This window comes from Pseudomonas sp. PONIH3, assembly GCF_002934345.1.
GTDB lineage: Bacteria > Pseudomonadota > Gammaproteobacteria > Pseudomonadales > Pseudomonadaceae > Aquipseudomonas > Aquipseudomonas soli.
Map to the genome: position 1 here is coordinate 2,759,337 of NZ_CP026386.1, position 18,557 is coordinate 2,777,893.

Annotated in this window: 18 protein-coding genes; 10 read left to right on the top strand and 8 right to left on the bottom strand. The window is 63.5% G+C overall.

Annotation, left to right across the window (positions count from 1 at the left end; genetic code table 11):
• Nucleotides 1–558: a hypoxanthine-guanine phosphoribosyltransferase gene (locus C3F42_RS12780; RefSeq protein ID WP_023630749.1), complete on the bottom strand. Its 558-nt coding sequence runs from the start codon at nucleotides 556–558 to the stop codon at nucleotides 1–3.
• A 165-nt stretch (nucleotides 559–723) separates the two neighbouring features.
• On the opposite strand from C3F42_RS12780, the gene upp reads away from it, so the two are divergent.
• Both upp and C3F42_RS12790 read left to right on the top strand, forming a co-directional pair.
• Nucleotides 724–1,362 (top strand): uracil phosphoribosyltransferase, encoded by a 639-nt coding sequence (gene upp / locus C3F42_RS12785; RefSeq protein WP_023630748.1) that lies wholly within the window; start codon nucleotides 724–726, stop codon nucleotides 1,360–1,362.
• Nucleotides 1,363–1,364: 2 nt separating this feature from the next.
• Entirely contained in the window at nucleotides 1,365–2,639 is a 1,275-nt protein-coding gene (locus C3F42_RS12790) for a uracil-xanthine permease family protein (RefSeq protein WP_038707351.1), read from the top strand.
• Nucleotides 2,640–2,750: 111 nt separating this feature from the next.
• On the opposite strand, the gene hemH is transcribed toward C3F42_RS12790, so the two are convergent.
• Together hemH and C3F42_RS12800 are read right to left on the bottom strand one after the other, a co-directional pair.
• Entirely contained in the window at nucleotides 2,751–3,764 is a 1,014-nt protein-coding gene (gene hemH / locus C3F42_RS12795; RefSeq protein ID WP_023630158.1) for a ferrochelatase, read from the bottom strand.
• Between the two features lie 13 nt (nucleotides 3,765–3,777).
• Nucleotides 3,778–4,683: a TIGR01777 family oxidoreductase gene (locus tag C3F42_RS12800; RefSeq protein ID WP_094010292.1), complete on the bottom strand. Its 906-nt coding sequence runs from the start codon at nucleotides 4,681–4,683 to the stop codon at nucleotides 3,778–3,780.
• Nucleotides 4,684–4,868: 185 nt separating this feature from the next.
• Between C3F42_RS12800 and C3F42_RS12805 the strand changes: the two genes are divergently transcribed.
• From C3F42_RS12805 to C3F42_RS12825, 5 genes are all read left to right on the top strand, one after another.
• Nucleotides 4,869–5,855: an NAD(P)/FAD-dependent oxidoreductase gene (locus C3F42_RS12805; RefSeq protein WP_023630156.1), complete on the top strand. Its 987-nt coding sequence runs from the start codon at nucleotides 4,869–4,871 to the stop codon at nucleotides 5,853–5,855.
• A 105-nt stretch (nucleotides 5,856–5,960) separates the two neighbouring features.
• On the top strand, nucleotides 5,961–6,929 hold the full coding sequence (locus tag C3F42_RS12810) for a DUF523 and DUF1722 domain-containing protein (protein ID WP_104444518.1): 969 nt from the start codon (nucleotides 5,961–5,963) through the stop codon (nucleotides 6,927–6,929).
• A complete protein-coding gene (locus tag C3F42_RS12815; RefSeq protein ID WP_094010294.1) occupies nucleotides 6,919–7,788 on the top strand; it encodes a MerR family transcriptional regulator in 870 nt (289 codons plus the stop codon). The genes C3F42_RS12810 and C3F42_RS12815 overlap by 11 nt, the downstream gene beginning before the upstream one ends.
• Before the next feature lie 21 nt (nucleotides 7,789–7,809).
• Nucleotides 7,810–9,252, top strand: coding sequence for a deoxyribodipyrimidine photo-lyase (gene phrB / locus C3F42_RS12820; RefSeq protein ID WP_094010295.1), 1,443 nt, complete (start codon nucleotides 7,810–7,812; stop codon nucleotides 9,250–9,252).
• Nucleotides 9,249–9,929: an SDR family NAD(P)-dependent oxidoreductase gene (locus tag C3F42_RS12825; RefSeq protein ID WP_094010296.1), complete on the top strand. Its 681-nt coding sequence runs from the start codon at nucleotides 9,249–9,251 to the stop codon at nucleotides 9,927–9,929. The genes phrB and C3F42_RS12825 overlap by 4 nt, the downstream gene beginning before the upstream one ends.
• 9 nt (nucleotides 9,930–9,938) lie before the next feature.
• On the opposite strand, the gene murI is transcribed toward C3F42_RS12825, so the two are convergent.
• From murI to hemA, 5 genes are read right to left on the bottom strand one after another with little or no spacing between them, the layout of a single operon-like run.
• Nucleotides 9,939–10,736, bottom strand: coding sequence for a glutamate racemase (murI, locus tag C3F42_RS12830; protein ID WP_094010297.1), 798 nt, complete (start codon nucleotides 10,734–10,736; stop codon nucleotides 9,939–9,941).
• Nucleotides 10,729–11,484 carry a molybdopterin-synthase adenylyltransferase MoeB gene (locus C3F42_RS12835; protein ID WP_104444519.1) on the bottom strand — a complete coding sequence of 252 codons (756 nt, stop codon included), beginning with the start codon at nucleotides 11,482–11,484 and terminating at the stop codon, nucleotides 10,729–10,731. The genes murI and C3F42_RS12835 overlap by 8 nt, the downstream gene beginning before the upstream one ends.
• Entirely contained in the window at nucleotides 11,478–12,308 is an 831-nt protein-coding gene (gene prmC, locus C3F42_RS12840; protein WP_038707350.1) for a peptide chain release factor N(5)-glutamine methyltransferase, read from the bottom strand. The genes C3F42_RS12835 and prmC overlap by 7 nt, the downstream gene beginning before the upstream one ends.
• A gap of 1 nt (nucleotide 12,309) precedes the next feature.
• Nucleotides 12,310–13,392, bottom strand: coding sequence for a peptide chain release factor 1 (gene prfA / locus C3F42_RS12845; RefSeq protein WP_023632111.1), 1,083 nt, complete (start codon nucleotides 13,390–13,392; stop codon nucleotides 12,310–12,312).
• Nucleotides 13,389–14,666, bottom strand: a complete 1,278-nt coding sequence (gene hemA / locus C3F42_RS12850) for a glutamyl-tRNA reductase (RefSeq protein WP_038707349.1) — start codon at nucleotides 14,664–14,666, stop codon at nucleotides 13,389–13,391. Before hemA ends, prfA begins: the two co-directional genes overlap by 4 nt.
• A 680-nt stretch (nucleotides 14,667–15,346) precedes the next feature.
• Between hemA and C3F42_RS12855 the strand changes: the two genes are divergently transcribed.
• Genes C3F42_RS12855 through ispE form a run of 3 tightly spaced genes read left to right on the top strand, consistent with a single transcriptional unit; the run spans nucleotide 15,347 to nucleotide 18,554 of the window.
• Nucleotides 15,347–17,068 carry a tetratricopeptide repeat protein gene (locus C3F42_RS12855; protein ID WP_104444520.1) on the top strand — a complete coding sequence of 574 codons (1,722 nt, stop codon included), beginning with the start codon at nucleotides 15,347–15,349 and terminating at the stop codon, nucleotides 17,066–17,068.
• A 3-nt stretch (nucleotides 17,069–17,071) separates the two neighbouring features.
• On the top strand, nucleotides 17,072–17,689 hold the full coding sequence (gene lolB, locus C3F42_RS12860) for a lipoprotein insertase outer membrane protein LolB (RefSeq protein WP_094010299.1): 618 nt from the start codon (nucleotides 17,072–17,074) through the stop codon (nucleotides 17,687–17,689).
• A 4-nt stretch (nucleotides 17,690–17,693) separates the two neighbouring features.
• On the top strand, nucleotides 17,694–18,554 hold the full coding sequence (gene ispE / locus C3F42_RS12865) for a 4-(cytidine 5'-diphospho)-2-C-methyl-D-erythritol kinase (RefSeq protein WP_104444521.1): 861 nt from the start codon (nucleotides 17,694–17,696) through the stop codon (nucleotides 18,552–18,554).
• Nucleotides 18,555–18,557 lie beyond the last annotated feature (3 nt).

The window sequence follows — 18,557 nt, forward strand, 5'->3', positions numbered from 1 at the left end:
TCACATCCCCTTGACGGCGAAGAGGCCGTTGGCGTTGCGCCAGTAACCCTTGTAGTCCATGCCGTAGCCGAAGACGTAGCGATCGACGCACGACAAGCCGGTGTAGGTGGCCTTCAGGTCCGGACTGGCCTTGCGGTCGTGGTCCTTGTCGATCAGCACCGCGGTGTGCACGGCGCGGGCGCCGGCGTGCTTGCAGAACTCGATGATGGCGCTGAGGGTGTGCCCTTCGTCGAGGATATCGTCGACGATCAGCACGTCGCGGTCGATGAACGACACTTCCGGCTTGGCCTTCCAGAACAGCTCGCCACCGCTGGTGGTGTTGCGGTAGCGGGTGGCGTGCAGGTACGAGGCTTCAAGCGGGAACTGCAGGTGGGTCAGCAGTTTGCCGGAGAAGATCAGGCCACCGTTCATCACGCAGAAGACCACCGGGTTCTTGTCGTGCAGGTCCTTGCAGATCTGTTTACCGACCTCGGCGATGGCGGCCTCGACCTCGGCTTCGTTGTACAGGCAATCAGCCTCGCGCATCACTTGACGGATATGCTCGAGATCGGCGGACATGGCGCTCTCCAGGGGGTGCGTTTTGGAAAAGCGAGCAAAGGTACGCATCCGCTCGTCCCAGATCAAGCCTTTATGGACTAACGTGCACAATGACTGCACGACATCAAGGACTGAATAGATTAATCTAGCGCGGTTTTTTTGCCCGCCTCCCGGAGCCCTCCCCCTATGCCTACTCGTGAGATCCGCCATCCGCTGATCCGCCACAAGCTCGGCCTGATGCGCCGTGCCGATATCAGCACCAAGAATTTTCGCGAACTCGCCCAGGAAGTCGGTGCACTGCTGACCTATGAAGCCACACAGGACCTGCCGCTCGAAACCTACGAGATCGACGGCTGGTGCGGCAAGGTGCAAGTCGAGAAAATCGCCGGCAAGAAGATCACCGTAGTGCCGATCCTGCGCGCCGGCATCGGCATGCTCGACGGCGTGCTCAGCCTGATCCCCGGCGCCAAGGTCAGCGCCGTGGGCGTGGCCCGCAACGAGGAAACCCTCGAGGCCCATACCTACCTCGAGAAGCTCGCGCCGGACATCAACCAGCGCCTGGCCTTGATCATCGACCCGATGCTGGCCACCGGCAACTCGATGGTCGCCACCATCGACCTGCTGAAAAAAGCCGGCTGCAAGGAAATCCGCGCCATGGTCCTGGTCGCGGCGCCCGAAGGCATCGAAGTGGTGGAAAAAGCCCACCCGGACGTGCAGATCTACACCGCCTCGATCGACCAGCGCCTCAACGAGCACGGCTACATCGTGCCGGGCCTGGGTGATGCCGGCGACAAGATCTTCGGCACCAAGCAGAAGGACGCCTGACCATGCAGGACGGCTTCAACGACCCGCTCTGGCGCCAGGTCGTTTCGGGCGCGCAGATGCTCTTCGTGGCATTCGGCGCGCTGGTGCTGATGCCGCTGATCACCGGCCTCGACCCCAACGTGGCACTGTTCACCGCCGGCATCGGCACCCTGCTGTTCCAGCTGGTCACAGGCCGTCAGGTCCCGGTGTTCCTGGCCTCGAGCTTCGCTTTCATCACCCCGATCATCCTCGCCAAGGGCCAGTTCGGCCTGGCCGAGACCATGGGCGGCGTCATGGCGGCAGGCTTCGTGTACACCTTCATGGGCCTGATGGTGAAGATCAAGGGCACCGGCTTCATCGACCGCATGCTGCCGCCGGTGGTCATCGGCCCGGTGATCATTTCCATAGGCCTGGCCATGGCGCCGATCGCCGCCAACATGGCGATGGGCAAGGGTGGTGACGGTGCTGCGCTGATGCCGTACAAGACCGCCATGCTGATCTCCATGCCGGCACTGCTGACCACGCTGATCGTGGCCGTGTTCGGCAAAGGCATCTTCCGCCTGGTACCGATCATCTCCGGCGTGCTGGTGGGCTTCGCGCTGTCGTTCGCCTTCGGCGTGGTCGACACTGCCAAGATCGCCGCGGCCCCATGGCTGGAACTGCCCAACTTCACAGCGCCAGCCTTCAACTGGCAGGCCATTCTGTTCATCGTGCCCGTAGCCCTGGCCCCGGCGATCGAACACATCGGCGGGGTGATTGCGGTGGGCAGCGTGACCGGCCGCGACTACCTGAAAAAGCCCGGCCTGCACCGCACGCTGCTTGGTGACGGCCTGGCCACCACGGCAGCCGGCCTGTTCGGCGGCCCGCCCAACACCACCTACGCCGAAGTGACCGGCGCGGTGATGCTGACCAAGAACTACAACCCGAAGATCATGACCTGGGCGGCGGTATTCGCCATCACCCTGGCCTTCATCGGCAAGTTCGGCGCATTGCTGCAGAGCATTCCGGTGCCGGTGATGGGCGGCATTCTCTGCCTGTTGTTCGGTTCGATCGCCGCAGTGGGCATGAACACCATGATCCGCCACAAGATCGACCTGGCCGAGGCCCGCAACCTGGTGATCGTGTCGGTGACCCTGGTGTTCGGTATCGGCGGCGTGCTGATCGGCAGCGGTGACGGCCCGGACGATTGGGGCCTGAAGGGCATCGCCCTGTGCGCCGTGGTGGCCATTGCCCTGAACCTGATCCTGCCGGGCAATGATGGCTGGAAGAACAAGAAACTGGATGATCAGTTGCCTTGAATGACCAAGTAGTTGCACCCATGTGAGAGCGGGTTTGTCCCGCGATGGCTAAGCCCAGGCCATCGCCTTCGCGGGGCAAGCCCGCTCCCACGCAGCATCACGGATTCCCGCTCAGGCCTTCTCGCACAGTCCCGCCAGCACTCTCACCCACTCTGGGTGATCGTTAAGGCACGGCACCAACACTAGCTCCTTGCCGCCGGCCTCGATGAACTGCTCACTGCCGCGCATGCCGATCTCTTCCAGCGTCTCGATGCAATCGGCGACAAACGCCGGGCACATCACCAGCAACTTCTTCACCCCCGCCTTGCCTAGCTCGTCAAGACGCGTTTCGGTATACGGCTCGATCCACTTGGCTCGGCCCAGACGCGACTGGAACGACACCGACCACTTGCCCTCGGGGATGCCCATCTTCTCGGCGAACGCCCTGGCCGTGGCCAGGCACTGGCCGCGATAGCACACCGCGCGCATCTCGGCGCTGGCGTCCTTGCAGCAGTCGGCCGCCTGGAAGTCATGGTTGCCGGTGGGGTCGAGCTTTTTCAGGTGCCGTTCGGGCAGGCCATGGAAGCTCAGCAACAGGTGATCGTAGTCCTGCTCCAGGTACGGGCGGGCGCTGGCAGCTAATGCCTCGATATAGTCGGGATGCTCGTAGAACGGCTGGAGCACGCGGGTCTGCAAGGGCAGCCGGCGCTCGGCGATGGTCTGCTTGGCCAGCTCCACCACCGTAGTCACGGTACTGTCGGCGAACTGTGGATAAAGCGGTGCCAACGTCACCTTGCGCACACCTTGCGTGGCCAGGCGCTCGAGCACGTCAGGCAGTGCTGGCTCGCCATAGCGCATGGCGATCTCCACCGGGCCATGGGGCCAATGCTCGAGCATCGCCTGGCGCAGGCGGCGGGTCAGCACCACCAGGGGCGAACCTTCATCCCACCAGATCGAGCCGTAAGCATGGGCCGACTGCTCCGGCCGCTTGATCAGGATCAGCGACACCAGCAACCGCCGCACCGGCCAGGGCAGATCGATCACATAGGGGTCCATCAGAAACTGGTTGAGGTAACGGCGCACGTCGGCTACCGAGGTGGAAGCCGGCGAACCCAGGTTGACCAGCAGCAGGGCATGATCAGTCATGCAGCGTCCTATGTCAGAGGCGGCTGGACAGGTTGTCCAGGGCCGATTGCAGATCGTTGAAACGGAACGTGAAGCCCGCCGCCAACAGGCGTACAGGGCGGGCACGCTGGCCACCGAGCAGTAGCGTCGACAGCTCGCCGAGCACGGCCTTGAGCAGCAGCGCCGGCGTCGGCATGAACGCCGGACGATGCAAGGTGCGCCCCAGGCGCTTGGCGAACTCGCGATTGCGCACCGGCTCCGGCGCGCAGGCATTATAGGGACCGCTGGCCTCCTTGTGCTGCATGAGAAAATCAATCAGGGCGATTTGATCATCGATATGCACCCAGGGCATCCACTGCCGGCCATCGCCCAGAGGCCCGCCCAGGCCCAGTTTGTAGGGCAGTCGCAGGCGCGACAAAAAGCCGCCATCGGCCGCCAGCACCAGGCCAGTTCGCACCAGCACCACGCGGATCCCCAATGCCTGTGCACGCAGGGCGGTCTCCTCCCAGGCGATGCACAGCTGGCTGGCGAAGTCCTCCTTCACCGGGGCCGAGGTCTCCGTGAGTTCGCGCTCACCGCCGTCGCCGTACCAACCCACCGCAGAGCCGGAAATCAGCACCGACGGCCGCTGCTCACGGCTATCCAGCCAGGCCAGCAACTGTTCGGTAAGGGTCACCCGACTGGCCCAGAGCAGGGTCCGGCGCGCCGCAGTCCAGGGGCGATCGGCGATCGGCGCGCCGGCCAGGTTGATGACTGCATCCACTGGGTCGTCCTTGGCGATATCGTCCAGCCGCGCAACACCACGCACTCCAGTGCCACAGATTTTCGCCACCTGTTCAGGCCTGCGGCTCCAGACAGTCAGCCGATGCCCCTGGCCCCGCCACAGTTGGCACAGGTGTTGGCCGATAAGGCCGGTACCGCCGGTCAGCAATATATGCATGGCTGTGTCCTCACACTTGGCGGCCGTGGTCTATTTTTAAGATCAAGGCACTTTTTTGACTGATCGCTCTCGGATAAACATAGGCCACCTGCCTATCGAGCGGAATAACCTTATACAAACATTGTGCATTGTACAGGTTTGCCTGGCAGCGTACGCTGCGTGAAGCTAGGTTCGAAGAGGCCATCATGACAGTACCCATCGCCATCATCGGAGCCGGTATCGCCGGCCTGTCCGCAGCCCAGGCCCTGCAGAAGGCCGGGCAGACCGTCCACTTGTTCGACAAGGGCCATGGCAGCGGCGGCCGCATGGCCAGCAAGCGCAGCGATGCCGGGGCCCTCGACCTTGGTGCACAATACTTCACTGCCCGTGACCGGCGCTTCGTCGAGCAGGTCCAGCACTGGGTCGCTTCGGGCTGGGCCGCGCAGTGGAAACCGCAACTGTACAACTACCGAGATGGCGAACTGACGCCCTCCCCGGACGAACAGGTCCGCTGGGTCGGCGTGCCGCGCATGAGCGCCATCACCCGCGGCTTGCTCAAGGATGTCACGGTCAACTTCGGCTGCCGCATCGCCGAAGTGTTCCGCGGTAAGCAGTACTGGCATTTGCAGGACACCGAAGGCTGCAGCCATGGACCGTTCAGCCGAGTGGTGATCGCTGTGCCGGCCCCCCAGGCCACACCGCTGCTGGCCGCCGCACCGAAACTCGCGGCGGTCGCCGCAGGCGTGCAGATGGAACCCACCTGGGCCATCGCCCTGGGCTTCGAGACACCACTCGACACGCCGATGCAGGGCTGCTTCGTACAGGCCAACCCGCTCGACTGGCTGGCTCGTAACCGTAGCAAGCCAGGCCGGGACGCACACCTCGATACCTGGGTACTGCACGCCACGTCCGACTGGAGCAAACAGCACATCGACCTGGCCAAGGAAGAGGTGATTGAACAACTGTGGGGTGCATTCGCCGAAATGCTCAGCTGCTCGGTGCCCGCGCCTACCTTTGCCCTCGCCCACCGCTGGCTGTACGCCCGCCCCGCGGTCAACCACGAGTGGGGCACGCTGGCCGATGCCGACCTGGGTTTGTATGCCTGTGGCGACTGGTGCCTGTCCGGGCGCGTCGAAGGTGCCTGGCTCAGCGGCCAGGAAGCCGCCAGGCGACTGCTGGAGCACCTCGAATAGTCGCGCTGAAAACTTATACAAAAATTTCGCTTGTATAAGTTTTCATCTGTGCTGAAATTAACTTGTACAAATTTTTCAGCCTGTACAAGTATTTCGGAGACCGCGATGAACGCTCCCCTTTCCAGCCGCAAGCCACGCTTGGCCATCAGTGCCTGCCTGACTGGCCTGAATGTGCGCTACAACGCTGGCCATAAAGCCTCCAGCCTGTGTCTGGACCTGCTCGATGAACATTTCGACTGGGTACCGTTGTGCCCTGAAGTCGCCATCGGCCTGGGAACCCCGCGCGAGCCGATTCGTCTGGTCGGTGATCCCGAACATCCGGTGGTCACCGGCACGCTCAACAGCACCACCGACTTCACCGGCCCGCTACGCGAATACGGCGAGCAAATGGCCGAGCAGATCGACGACATCTGCGGCTACATTTTCATGCAGAAATCGCCGTCTTGCGGGCTTGAACGAGTGAAGGTCTATCAGGATGAAGGCCGTCCTGCGCAGCGGGCTGGACGGGGGGTGTACGCTGCGGCGTTCTGTGCCCGGCGCCCGGATCTGCCGGTCGAGGAAGAGGGGCGTCTGCACGATCCGGTACTGCGGGAGAACTTCATTGCCCGGGTCTACACTTACGCCGACTGGCAATCACAACTGCGTCAGGGCCTGAGCCGAGGCGCGCTGACCCGCTTTCATGCGCGCTACAAGTACCTGCTCATGGCCCACAACCCACAGGCCTATCGCAGCCTCGGCCGCCTGCTTGGCAGCTTGAACCGTGACGATGATCCCGCGCACATCGGTAGCCAATACTTCAGCCAGCTGATGCAGGCGCTGCGTCGCTGCGCCAGCCGCGGCACCCACGGTAACGTGCTGCAGCACCTGAGCGGCTATCTGCGCAATGACCTGGATCGAGCCGACAAGGCTGAACTGCAACAGCTCATCGGCCAATACCAGAAAGGCGTGGTGCCACTGGTCGTGCCGTTGACCCTGCTCAAGCACCACTTGCGCAACCATCCCGATCCCTACCTCATGCAGCAGTCGTACCTGCAACCCCATCCGGAAAACCTTGGATTACGCAATGCCATCTGACGAACTGCTGCCCATCGGCGAGGTAGCGCGACTCACCGGCGTCAATCCGGTCACCTTGCGCGCGTGGGAGCGTCGCTACGGCCTTATCAAGCCCCAGCGCACTCCCAAGGGCCATCGCCTCTATTCCCAAGACCAGGTGCAAAGGGTCCAGGCCGCGTTGTGCTGGTTGGAGCGCGGCGCCGCAATCAGCCAGGTGCGCGAGCTGCTGGACGGCTCAACGAACACTCCGCCAACCCTCCAGGGCGAATGGGGTGAACGTATCGAGCAAATGATCACGGCAACTACACGCCTGGCCCAGCGCCCCTTGGACCAACTACTGAACCAGATGATGGCCCTCTACCCTGCCGTGACCGTCTGTGAACGCCTGCTCTTGCCGCTACTAGAGGCACTCACATCGCGCTGGCAAACCCATTTCGACGCCCGTCTCGAGCAGGTCTTTTTCCATACCTGGCTGCGCAGCAAGCTGGGCGCCCGTGTTTATCACGATGGCCAATCACTAACCGGCCCCTGCATACTGCTCGCCCGCACCGACGATACCCCCTTTGACACGGAGTTCTGGCTCTGCGCCTGGCTGCTGAGCAGCAATGGCCATCACCTGGAGATTCTCGAGTGGTCCGTCGAGCCTCGCCAGCTGCGCCTGGCCGTGGATCGACTGCGACCGCATACGCTGCTGCTGCATCTCGGGCGGCGTCCAGACCTGACCGCATTGGGGCGAGCACTTCGGGAAACCAACGTGAAGAAACTCCTGGGCGGTAGCACGGTCACTCTTCATGAAGCTGAGCTTCGTGCCCTGCCGCTGACCGACCTGTATCTGTTCGACAGCCCGCAAGCCGCCTTGCGCCGCTTCCAGCAACCCTGACCAATCGTGGACCCGTTCTCCATGCAACTGATCTGGCTACGCAGTGACCTGCGTATCGACGACAACACCGCCCTGGCGGCAGCCTGCCAGCGCGGCCCGACCATGGCCCTCTGGATCGCCAGCCCCGGGCAATGGCTGGCCCATGACGACGCGCCCTGCAAGGTCGACTTTTGGCTGCGCAACCTGCGGCTGCTGCGCCAGTCGCTGGAGGCGCTGAACATTCCACTGCTGGTTCGCCAGGTCTCCACTTGGGCGGATACGCCTCGATGCGTGCTCGAAGTCTGCCGCCAGCACGGCATCGAAGCCGTGCACTGGAATGACGAGTACGGTATCAACGAGGCGCAACGCGACGAGGCCACGCGTGAGTCATTGCAGCGAGCAGGGGTCGAGGCCACCGGCCATCTCGACCAGTTGTTGTTCCAGCCCGGAACTGTGCTGACCCGTAGTGGGCAGTATTTCCAGGTATTCAGCCAGTTCAAACGGGTCTGCCTCGAACACCTGCACCGTGCCCTGCCGCCCCTAGCCCCAACGGTACAGCGTCAAGAGGCCTTGGGGATCCGTAGTGACGCCATTCCCGAGCACATTGAAGGCTTCGAGAGTCCTACCCAAACCTTGCGCGATTGCTGGCCTGCGGGTGAGAAGGAAGCTCGCCAGCGGTTGCAGCGCTTCATCGACGAAATCGTCGAAGACTACGCGCAATTGCGCGACCTGCCCGCCAAGGCCGGAACCAGCCAGCTTTCGCCCTATCTCGCTGCGGGCGTGATCTCGCCACGCCAGTGCCTGCACGCGGTCCTGGCGAGCAACCGAGGCGAGTTCGACAGCGGCAGCGCGGGCGCTCAGACATGGGTCAACGAGCTGCTGTGGCGTGAGTTCTACAAGCACACACTGGTGGGTTACCCCCGCGTCTCGCGGCATCGCGCCTTTCGCCTCCACACCGAGGGATTGGCTTGGCGCGATGCGCCCGCCGATCTGCAAGCCTGGAAGGAGGGCCGCACGGGCTTTCCTATCGTCGATGCTGCCATGCGCCAGTTACTGGACACCGGTTGGATGCACAACCGCTTACGCATGATTGTCGCGATGTTCCTCAGCAAGAACCTGTTGATCGACTGGCGGCATGGCGAACGGCATTTCATGCGGCATCTGATAGACGGCGACTTAGCCGCCAATAACGGCGGGTGGCAATGGAGCGCATCGACCGGCACCGACGCCGTGCCGTATTTCCGGATATTCAACCCTGTTACTCAGTCACAACGCTTCGACCCCAATGGCGCGTTCATTCGTCGCTGGCTGCCCGAACTGCAAGCCAGGGACGACAAATCGATTCACTACCCAGTGATATCTGCCGATCTATTTGCTACAAATCTTTACGCCAACCCGATAGTCGATCTCGAAAGTAGTCGCCAACGCGCATTGGAAGCTTTCAAAAGCTTGTCCAGCTGGCAGGATCAGGGGCATAAACCATGACACGTCGATTCTGGATTACAGGAGCCGGCCACGGACTCGGCCTGGCCTTGGTGGAAGAGTTGCTCGCACAGGGACACACGGTGACCGCCAGTGGCAAGGATAGCCAGGAACTCCATACCCTGGGCCAAGGTTACGGCACACGCTTGTTGCGCCTTTCCGGCCCCTTGCAGGACGCCAGCCATCAGCTTCGAGCCCAATCGGATGCGCTGGATGCATTGATCATCAATGCTGGGACCTGCGATTACCTGCCAGACAGTCTGGCGGATAAAGATCTATTCGAGCAGATCGCCAGCAGCAACCTGCAAGCTACTCACCAGTGCCTGGCCGCGGCGCTGCCCTTGCTGGCCAAAGGCAAGAAGCCTCAGGTCATGGCCATCCTCAGCCGCTATTCGGCCCTGCAACTGTTCGAGCCGAACCAGCCGCTCACTGGCGGCAACAGCCTGCCGACCTGGTTGAATGAGCAGCGCGCCACCTTGCAAACGCTGGGTATCGATCTGACCGTCGTGGCGCCGCAGTTGCTGAAAAGCCCTGTGACCTCGGCACAGGCTGTACCTGAACCCTGGTCGGCGCAAAGTGCTGCGCAAGAGTTGCTGTCGCGCCTGGAGCAGCGCCAACCCCAGCTGGTGCTGGAAGTGCTCAAGCCCAGCGAACTGTGGCCACTGCCAGAGAACAGCTGACAGCGTGATTCAAGGCACGAAGCGCTGCACGCTGCCGGGCTGGTTCCACAGCAGCGGCAGCACCTGCTCCAAGCTGCCTGGCTCGCTACTGCTCCAGAACGCCGTCGCCTGCGCCGGTCCGTCGCTGAGGAGTTCACGAGCGCCCAGCAAGCGCTGCAGTTGTCGCGCCACGGCAGCACCGGTGTCAATGATCGCCACATCCGCCGGCACCATTTCCGCCAGCATGGGCCGCAAAAACGGATAGTGGGTGCAGCCCAGGATCAGCGTATCGCATCCAGCCGCCAGCAAAGGTTTCACGTAGCCCGACAACAATTGGCGCAACTGCTCGCTGACCAGGTCACCCGCCTCGATGCGCTCGACCAAACCCGGGCACGGCTGGGTAATCACTTGCACGTCATTGGCGAAGCGATCAAGCAAAGCGGCGAACTTGGCACTCTGCAGGGTGCCGGTGGTTGCCAGCACACCGACAACGCCGGAACGGGTCGCTGCCGCCGCCGGCTTGACCGCCGGCTCCATCCCCACCAACGGCCAGTCCGGGTACAGCTCACGCAGGTCGGCCACTGCCGCCACTGTGGCGGTGTTGCATGCCAACACCATGGCTTTGGCGCCTTGCTCGCGGAAGAATTCGGCAATGTGACGCAGGCGCCGACGGATGTAGTCCGGGGATTTTTCGCCATACGGCACATGGCCGCTGTCGGCGACATACAGCAACGACTCGCTGGGCAGCAGGCGCTGGATTTCGGCTAGTACCGACAAGCCGCCAACACCGGAGTCCATCACGCCAATAGGCGCCAAACGCTCAGCCATGACGGCTGGCGCACACGGCGCAGGCTGGGTCGCGCTTGACCCGCAGCTCGCGCATGCGCGTACTCAATGCATCAATCAGCAACAGGCGCCCCACCAATGGCTCGCCAAACCCTGCCAGCAACTTCAAGGCCTCCAGCGCCTGCAGGCTGCCGACCAAACCTACCAAAGGGCCAATCACCCCGGCCTCGCTGCAAGTCAGTTCGGCCTCGCTGCCATGACCATACAGGCAGTGGTAGCAAGGACTGGTGTCGCGACGGGTGTCGAACACCGACAACTGGCCCTCGAGGCGGATCGCCGCGCCGCTGACCAGCGGTTTGCCAGCGGCGACGCAGGCGGCGTTGACCGCCTCGCGGGTGCCGAAGTTGTCGGAGCAGTCCAGCACCACGTCCACCGCCGCCACGGCGACGGCCAGCGAATCCTCGTCCAGCGCCTGGCGATGGGTAACCAGGCTGACTTGCGGGTTGATCGCCTGCAACCTCCTGATCGCCGAATCGACCTTGCTCATGCCGACGCTGTCGCTGTCGTGGATCACCTGTCGCTGCAGGTTGGTCAAGTCGACGGTGTCGAAGTCGGCCAGATGTAGCTCACCGACACCCGCCGCCGCGAGGTACAGCGCCACCGGCGAGCCTAGCCCGCCCAGGCCGATGACCAGGGCCTTGCTGTGTTTCAGACGCAACTGACCGTCGATATCCATCTGCGACAACAAGATCTGCCGGCTGTAGCGCAAAAGCTCCTGGTCGCTCAACATGGCAGACGTCCCAGGCTGATGCGTTCATGGCCACCCAGGTCGACCCGGCTGACCACCTCGGTGAAGCCGCCGCTCACCAGCAATGCACGTACCGCGGCGGATTGATCATACCCATGCTCGAGCAGCAGCCAGCCACCAGGCAATAGGTGCCCTGGCGCCTGGGCCACGATCACGCGCAGATCGTCCAATCCGTCTTCACCGGCCACCAGTGCGCTACTGGGCTCGAAACGCACGTCACCGGCCACCAGATGCGGATCGGCGGCGCGGATATAGGGCGGGTTGCTGAGGATCAGGTCAAAGCGCTCACCGGCGAGGGCGTCGAACCAGTGGCTGACAAGCACCTGGACATTGCCCAGACCCAGGCGCTGGCGGTTGCGCTCGGCCAGGGCCACGGCCTCGTCGATACGGTCCACCGCCATCACCTGCCAACCAGGACACTCGCTGGCCAGGGCCAGGGCGATGGCCCCAGTACCGGTGCCCAGGTCGAGCACCCGGGCGGGCTTGGGCGAAACCAGCTCCAGGGCGGTCTCCACCAGCAGCTCGGTGTCCGGACGCGGGATCAGCGTGTGCGGTGCCACTTCCAGGTCCAACTTCCAGAACCCCTGCTGGCCGAGGATATAGGCCACCGGTTCACCGGCGCGACGGCGCTCGAGGTAGCCGGCGAAGGCGGCTGCCGCCTCGCTGCTGACGATGCGCTCGGGCCAGGTGTGCAGGTAGCTGCGCGACTTGCCCAGGGCCGCAGCCAGGAGCAACTCGGCGTCCAGCCGTTCGGTCGGTGAGTCCGGCAACTGTGCGTTGCGCAACAAGCTGGCGATGATGGTCATTTCAGTCCCCCAGGGCAGCCAGCTGATCGGCCTGGTATTCGGCCAGCAACGGTTCGATCACCGCGTCCACACCGCCGGCGAGAATATCGTCGAGCGAATAAAGGGTGAGGTTGATGCGATGGTCGGTAACCCGTCCCTGTGGGTAATTGTAGGTGCGGATGCGCTCGGAGCGATCGCCCGAGCCGACCAGCAGCTTGCGCTCGCTGGCGATGGCGTTCTGCGCGGCGCTGGTCTGCATGTCGTTGAGCTTGGCCGACAGCCAGGACATGGCGCGGGCACGGTTCTTGTGCTGCGAACGTTCTTCCTGGCACTCGACCACAATGCCGGTGGGCAAGTGGGTGATACGGATCGCCGAATCGGTCTTGTTGACGTGCTGGCCGCCGGCACCGGATGCGCGGTAGGTGTCCACGCGCAGGTCGGCCGGGTTGATCTCGATCGCCACCTGCTCGTCGGGCTCGGGCAACACCGCCACGGTGCAGGCGGAGGTATGGATACGGCCTTGCGACTCGGTTTCCGGCACACGCTGCACACGGTGCGCGCCGGACTCGAACTTCAGCTTGCCGTAGACGCTATCCCCTTCGACCCGGGCGATGATTTCCTTGTAGCCACCGTGCTCGCCTTCGTTCTCGGAGAGGATCTCCAGGCGCCAGCCGCGCTTCTCGGCATAGCGCGAGTACATGCGGAACAGGTCGCCGGAGAAGATCGCCGCCTCGTCGCCACCGGTGCCGGCACGGATTTCCAGGAACACGTTGCGCCCGTCGTTGGGGTCCTTGGGCAGCAGCATGCGCTGCAGCTGCGACTCCAGGCCCACCAACAGCTCCTTGGCTTCACGCACTTCCTCCACCGCCATCTCGCGCAGATCGGGATCGGCGTCCTTGAGCAGCGCCTGGGCGCCTTCAAGGTCGTCCTGGACCTTGCGCCATTCTTTATAGGCCCCGATGACCGGTTCCACTTCGGCATATTCACGGGAATAGGCGCGAAAGCGCGTCTGGTCGGAAATGACTTCGGCATCACCGAGCAGCGCGGTGAGTTCCTCGAAGCGGTCCTGGAGCGTGTCCAGTTTGTTCAGCAGCGACGCTTTCATTGCGGGGATTTGTCCGTCGAGCCCTCGTCGAGGGCGAAGAGTTCCTGCGCCATGGCCAGCGCATCGAGGCGGCCTTCGGCGGAGAGCTTTTTCAGTTGTACGCTGGGTGCATGCAATAGCTTGTTGGTCAGACCCCGGGCCAGTTGCATGAGCACGTCCTCGGGGTTGCCGCCGTTGGCCAGCAGGCGCTGGGCCTTTTGCAGTTCCTCGTCGCGTAGGCGCTCGCTCTGTTGGCGATAGGCCTTGAGCACGTCCACCGCCGCCAGCTCACGCAGGCGCACCATGAAATCATCCGCGCCGGCCGAGACCAGCTCCTCGGCGGCCTGGGCGGCGCCCTGACGACTTTTGAGGTTTTCCGCGACCACTTCATGCAGGTCATCGACGGTATAGAGGTAGACGTCGTCCAGCTCGCCGACCTGCGGCTCGATGTCTCGCGGCACGGCGATGTCGACCATGAAGATCGGCTTGTGCCGGCGCTGTTTCAGCGCACTCTCCACCGCGCCCTTGCCCAGGATCGGCAATTGGCTGGCGGTGGAACTGATGACGATGTCGCTATTGGCCAGCTCCTGCGGGATGTCCGCCAGCAGCACCGCATGGGCACCGAACTGCTCGGCGAGGATACTGGCGCGCTCCAGGGTACGGTTGGCCACGACGATACGGCGCACGCCCTGCTCGTGCAGATGGCGGGCGACCAGGGTGATGGTCTCGCCGGCGCCAATCAGCAGCGCCTGGCTGCGGCCCAGGTCGGAGAAGATCTGTTTGGCCAGGCTCACTGCGGCAAACGCCACCGACACCGGGTTCTCGCCGATGGCGGTATCGGTGCGCACCTGCTTGGCGGCGCTGAAGGTGGCCTGGAACAGGCGCCCAAGCAACGGGCCGACGGTGCCGGCCTCGCGCGCCACGGCGTAGGCCGACTTCATCTGGCCGAGGATCTGCGGCTCACCGAGCACCAGCGAATCGAGGCCGGAGGCCACGCGCATCATATGCCGGACCGCGTCGTGCTCCTCGTGGACATAGGCACTGGCGCGCAGCTCGTCGAGGCTCAGCTGGTGATAGTCGGCCAGCCATTGCAGCACGGCATCGGCGGCAAGGTGGTCCTGTTCTATATAGAGTTCGCTACGGTTGCAGGTCGACAGGATCGCCGCTTCGCGGCTGGCGGTCAGTCGGCACAGCTGCTGCAGGGCATCGACCAGCTGCTCGGGCGTAAACGCCACGCGCTCGCGTACGTCTACCGAGGCAGTCTTATGGTTGATACCAAGGGCAAGAAAGGCCATGCAAGATCGCTGGTTGGGACGTGAAGCCGATAATTGTCCTACTTCGCAGGTTTTAGAACAACCACCGTTCGCTATTGTGCTAATGCGGCCAGGCTATCGGCTGTCCTGCCACCTCTATCTGCCTTTGGCTTTGGCTTTGGCTTTGGCTTTTTAGAGCGTGTGTATTGAAAGCTGTATGCGCATTCATTCGCTGCGGCGACTCACAGTCACCTTTCCGCCCTTACGGCGGGTTACTTTGGACGGCCAGTAACCAAAGCCGCCCGGCTCCATTCATCCGGCCCCTACGCTTCGCTCCGGGGTCCCCTCACTCCGGCCTTGCTCCCGGGAGGACCGCGCTGAACGCCCCATCCTGGGGCGCAGCGCTTGACGGGCATCCATGCCCGTCACCTCCCTCCGCAAGACCTGCGTTCGGCCTCCTGAAGTCGCAATTGGCATTGCCTGAACTACCGCGCGCTTAGAAGCAAAAGCAAAAACAAGGGCAAGGGGCAAGGGGCAAGGGGCAAGGGGCAAGGGGCAAGGGGCAAGGGCAGGATGCCGTGGAGTGGTTGCGAACCACCGCTCCGGCTCATTGTCCCTATACTCCGAAGCACCGCTTCACACCACGACCTTCGCAGGTGGGTTTGCCATCGCGCTTGTGTCATCATGCTCCGACCGCCGGTTTAGCCTCTTTATAAGCCTCTATGAACAAATCCTACGCATTGCTGCTTGCCCTCGCCCTGCTTCAAGGCTGCCAGAGCCTGGCCCCGAAGACGGACGTCCAGACGCCCGCCGCCGACGCCGGCAAGAGCGCGGAAAAGCCCGTGGTGTACGGATCGTTCAAGCAGGACACCCTGTACAGCCTGCTGGTGGCGGAGCTGGCCGGCCAGCGCAACCGCTTCGACATCGCCCTGGCCAACTACGTCGACCAGGCCGAGAAGACCCAGGACCCGGCCGTCTCCGAACGCGCCTATCGTATCGCCGAGTACCTGGGCGCCGACGAACCGGCCCTGGACACCGCGCTGATCTGGGCCCGCAACGACCCGCAGAATCTCGACGCCCAGCGCGCCGCCGCCATCCAGCTAGCCCGTGCCGGACGCTACGACGACTCCATGACCTATATGGAAAAGGTGCTGCAAGGCCAGGGCGACACCCACTTCGACTTCCTCGCCCTGTCGGCCGCCGAAACCGACCAGCACACCCGCGACGGTTTGATGCAAAGCTTCGACCGCCTGCTGGTGAAATACCCCGACAACGGTCAGCTGGTATTCGGCAAGGCCCTGCTTCTCAACCAAGACGACAAGCCACAACAGGCCCTCGACCTGCTCGAGACCCACCCACCGCAGAATGGCGAGATTGCACCGATGTTGCTGCGCGCCCGCCTGTTGCAAGCCCTGGACCGCGGCCCCGAGGCCCTGCCACTGCTGCGTAGGGCGATTCGCGACAACCCTGAAGACAAGCGTCTGCGCCTGACCTACGCGCGCACCTTGGTCGAGCAGGACCGCATCAACGACGCCAAGGCCGAATTCGAGAGCCTGCTGCAGCAGTATCCGGAAGATGATGAGATCCGCTACTCGCTTGCCCTGGTATGCCTGGAAACCAAGCACTGGGACGAAGCCGAAGGCTACCTGCAGGAGCTTGTCGAACGGGACGCCAATGTCGACGCCGCCCACCTCAACCTCGGCCGCATCCGCGAAGAACGCAGCCAACCCGCCGCCGCCCTGCGCGAGTACGCCCTGGTCGGGCCCGGCCCAGACTACCTGCCGGCGCAACTGCGACAGGCCGATATCCTCATTGCCAACGGACGTAACGCCGAAGCCTCGAAGCTGCTCGGCGAAGCCCGTGAGGCACAGCCGGACTACGCTATCCAACTGTACCTGATCGAAGCAGAAAGCCTGGGTAACAACGGCAAGGAGGCCCAGGCATCTCAAGTGCTGGAGCAGGCGATCAAACGTTACCCGGATGACCTCAACCTGCTCTATACCCGCGCCATGCTCGCAGAGAAGCGCAACGACCTGGCACAGATGGAAAAAGACCTGCGCACCATCATCGCCCGCGAGCCGGAAAACGCCATGGCCCTCAACGCCCTGGGCTACACCCTGGCCGACCGCACCACCCGCTACGGCGAAGCCAAGGCGCTGATAGACAAAGCCCACCAGCTCACCCCGGACGACCCGGCCGTGCTCGACAGCCTGGGCTGGATCGCCTATCGCACGGGCAACCTCGAGGAAGCCGAGCGCCAGCTGCGCCTGGCCTTCGAACGCTTCCCCGATCATGAAGTCGCCGCCCACCTGGGCGAAGTCCTCTGGGCCAACGGCAAGCGCCGCGAAGCCCGCCAAGTCTGGGCCAAGGGCTTCGAAGCCCAGGCCGACAGCCCCATCCTGCGCAAGACCCTGTTGCGCCTGACCGGATCCGAGAGCCTGTAAACCATGCTTCTGCGTCATTGCATCACCTTCACCCTCATCGCCCTGCTCGCCGGCTGCGCTGGCTTCGGCAGCAAGGAAGCCGTACAGGGCCAGGGCAACCCGCAGCTGTGGCGCGAGCACAAGCAGCAGCTGGGCAGCCTCGACGGCTGGCAGATCAACGGCAAGGTCGGCATCCGCGCCCCGCGTGATTCGGGCAGCGGCACGCTGTTCTGGCTGCAACGCCAGGACTACTACGACATCCGCCTGGCCGGTCCCCTGGGCCGCGGCGCGGCACGCCTGACCGGGCGCCCCGGCGGCGTGGTGCTGGAAGTCGCCAACCAGGGCCGCTACGAGGCGGCCAACCCCGAGGCCCTGCTGGAAGAGCAACTGGGCTGGCGCCTGCCTGTGTCGCACCTGGTCTGGTGGGTGCGCGGCCTGCCCGCCCCGGACAGCAAGAGCCAGCTGACCCTCGACGGCGACAGCCGCCTGGCCAGCCTCGCCCAGGACGGCTGGAAGGTTGAATACCTGAGCTATGTGGAGCAGAACGGCTACTGGCTGCCCGAGCGCCTGAAGCTGCACGGCGAGAACATCGACGTAACCCTGGTGGTCAAGGACTGGCAGCCACGCCAGCTGGGGCACTGATTCGATGCAAAAGCTGACACTGCCTGCGCCGGCCAAGCTCAACCTGTGGCTGCACATCACCGGGCGCCGCGCCGATGGTTATCACGAGCTGGAAACCGTGTTCCAGTTTCTCGAGCATGGCGACGAACTGAGCTTCGCCCTGCGCGAAGATGGCCAGATCTGCCTGCGCACGGAAATTGACGGCGTGCCCCACGACAGCAACCTGATCGTTCGCGCGGCGCGGATGCTGCAGACCCAGTCCGGTACCCAGCTCGGCGCCGACATCTGGCTAAACAAGGTACTGCCCATGGGAGGCGGTATCGGAGGCGGCAGCTCTGACGCGGCGACCACCCTGCTGGCACTTGCGCACTTGTGGCGACTGGACTGGGACGAAGACCGCCTGGCGACCCTGGGCCTTTCGCTCGGCGCCGATGTGCCGGTGTTCGTCCGTGGCCATGCTGCCTTTGCCCAGGGTGTCGGCGAGCAACTTACCCCGGTCGACCCCGCCGAACCCTGGTATGTCGTACTGGTACCGCAAGTGTCTGTCAGCACAGCGGAAATTTTTTCGCATCCAGAGTTGACACGTGATTCCCTCCCCCTTAAGATGCGCCCCGTTCCCGAGGGAAACAGTCGAAATGACTGCCAACCGGTGGTAGAGCAAGGTTACCCTGAAGTTCGCAATGCGTTGATTTCACTGGGTAAATTTACCGAAGCTCGAATGACCGGCACTGGAAGCTGTGTGTTTGGGGCCTTCCCAAGCAAAGCCGAAGCTGATAAAGTTCTGGCCCTTCTTTCAGAGACCCAAACAGGGTTTGTGGCGAAAGGAAGCAATGTTTCGATGTTGCATCGCAAGCTGCAAAGTCTGATCAAGAAGTCGAGTTCATAAGAA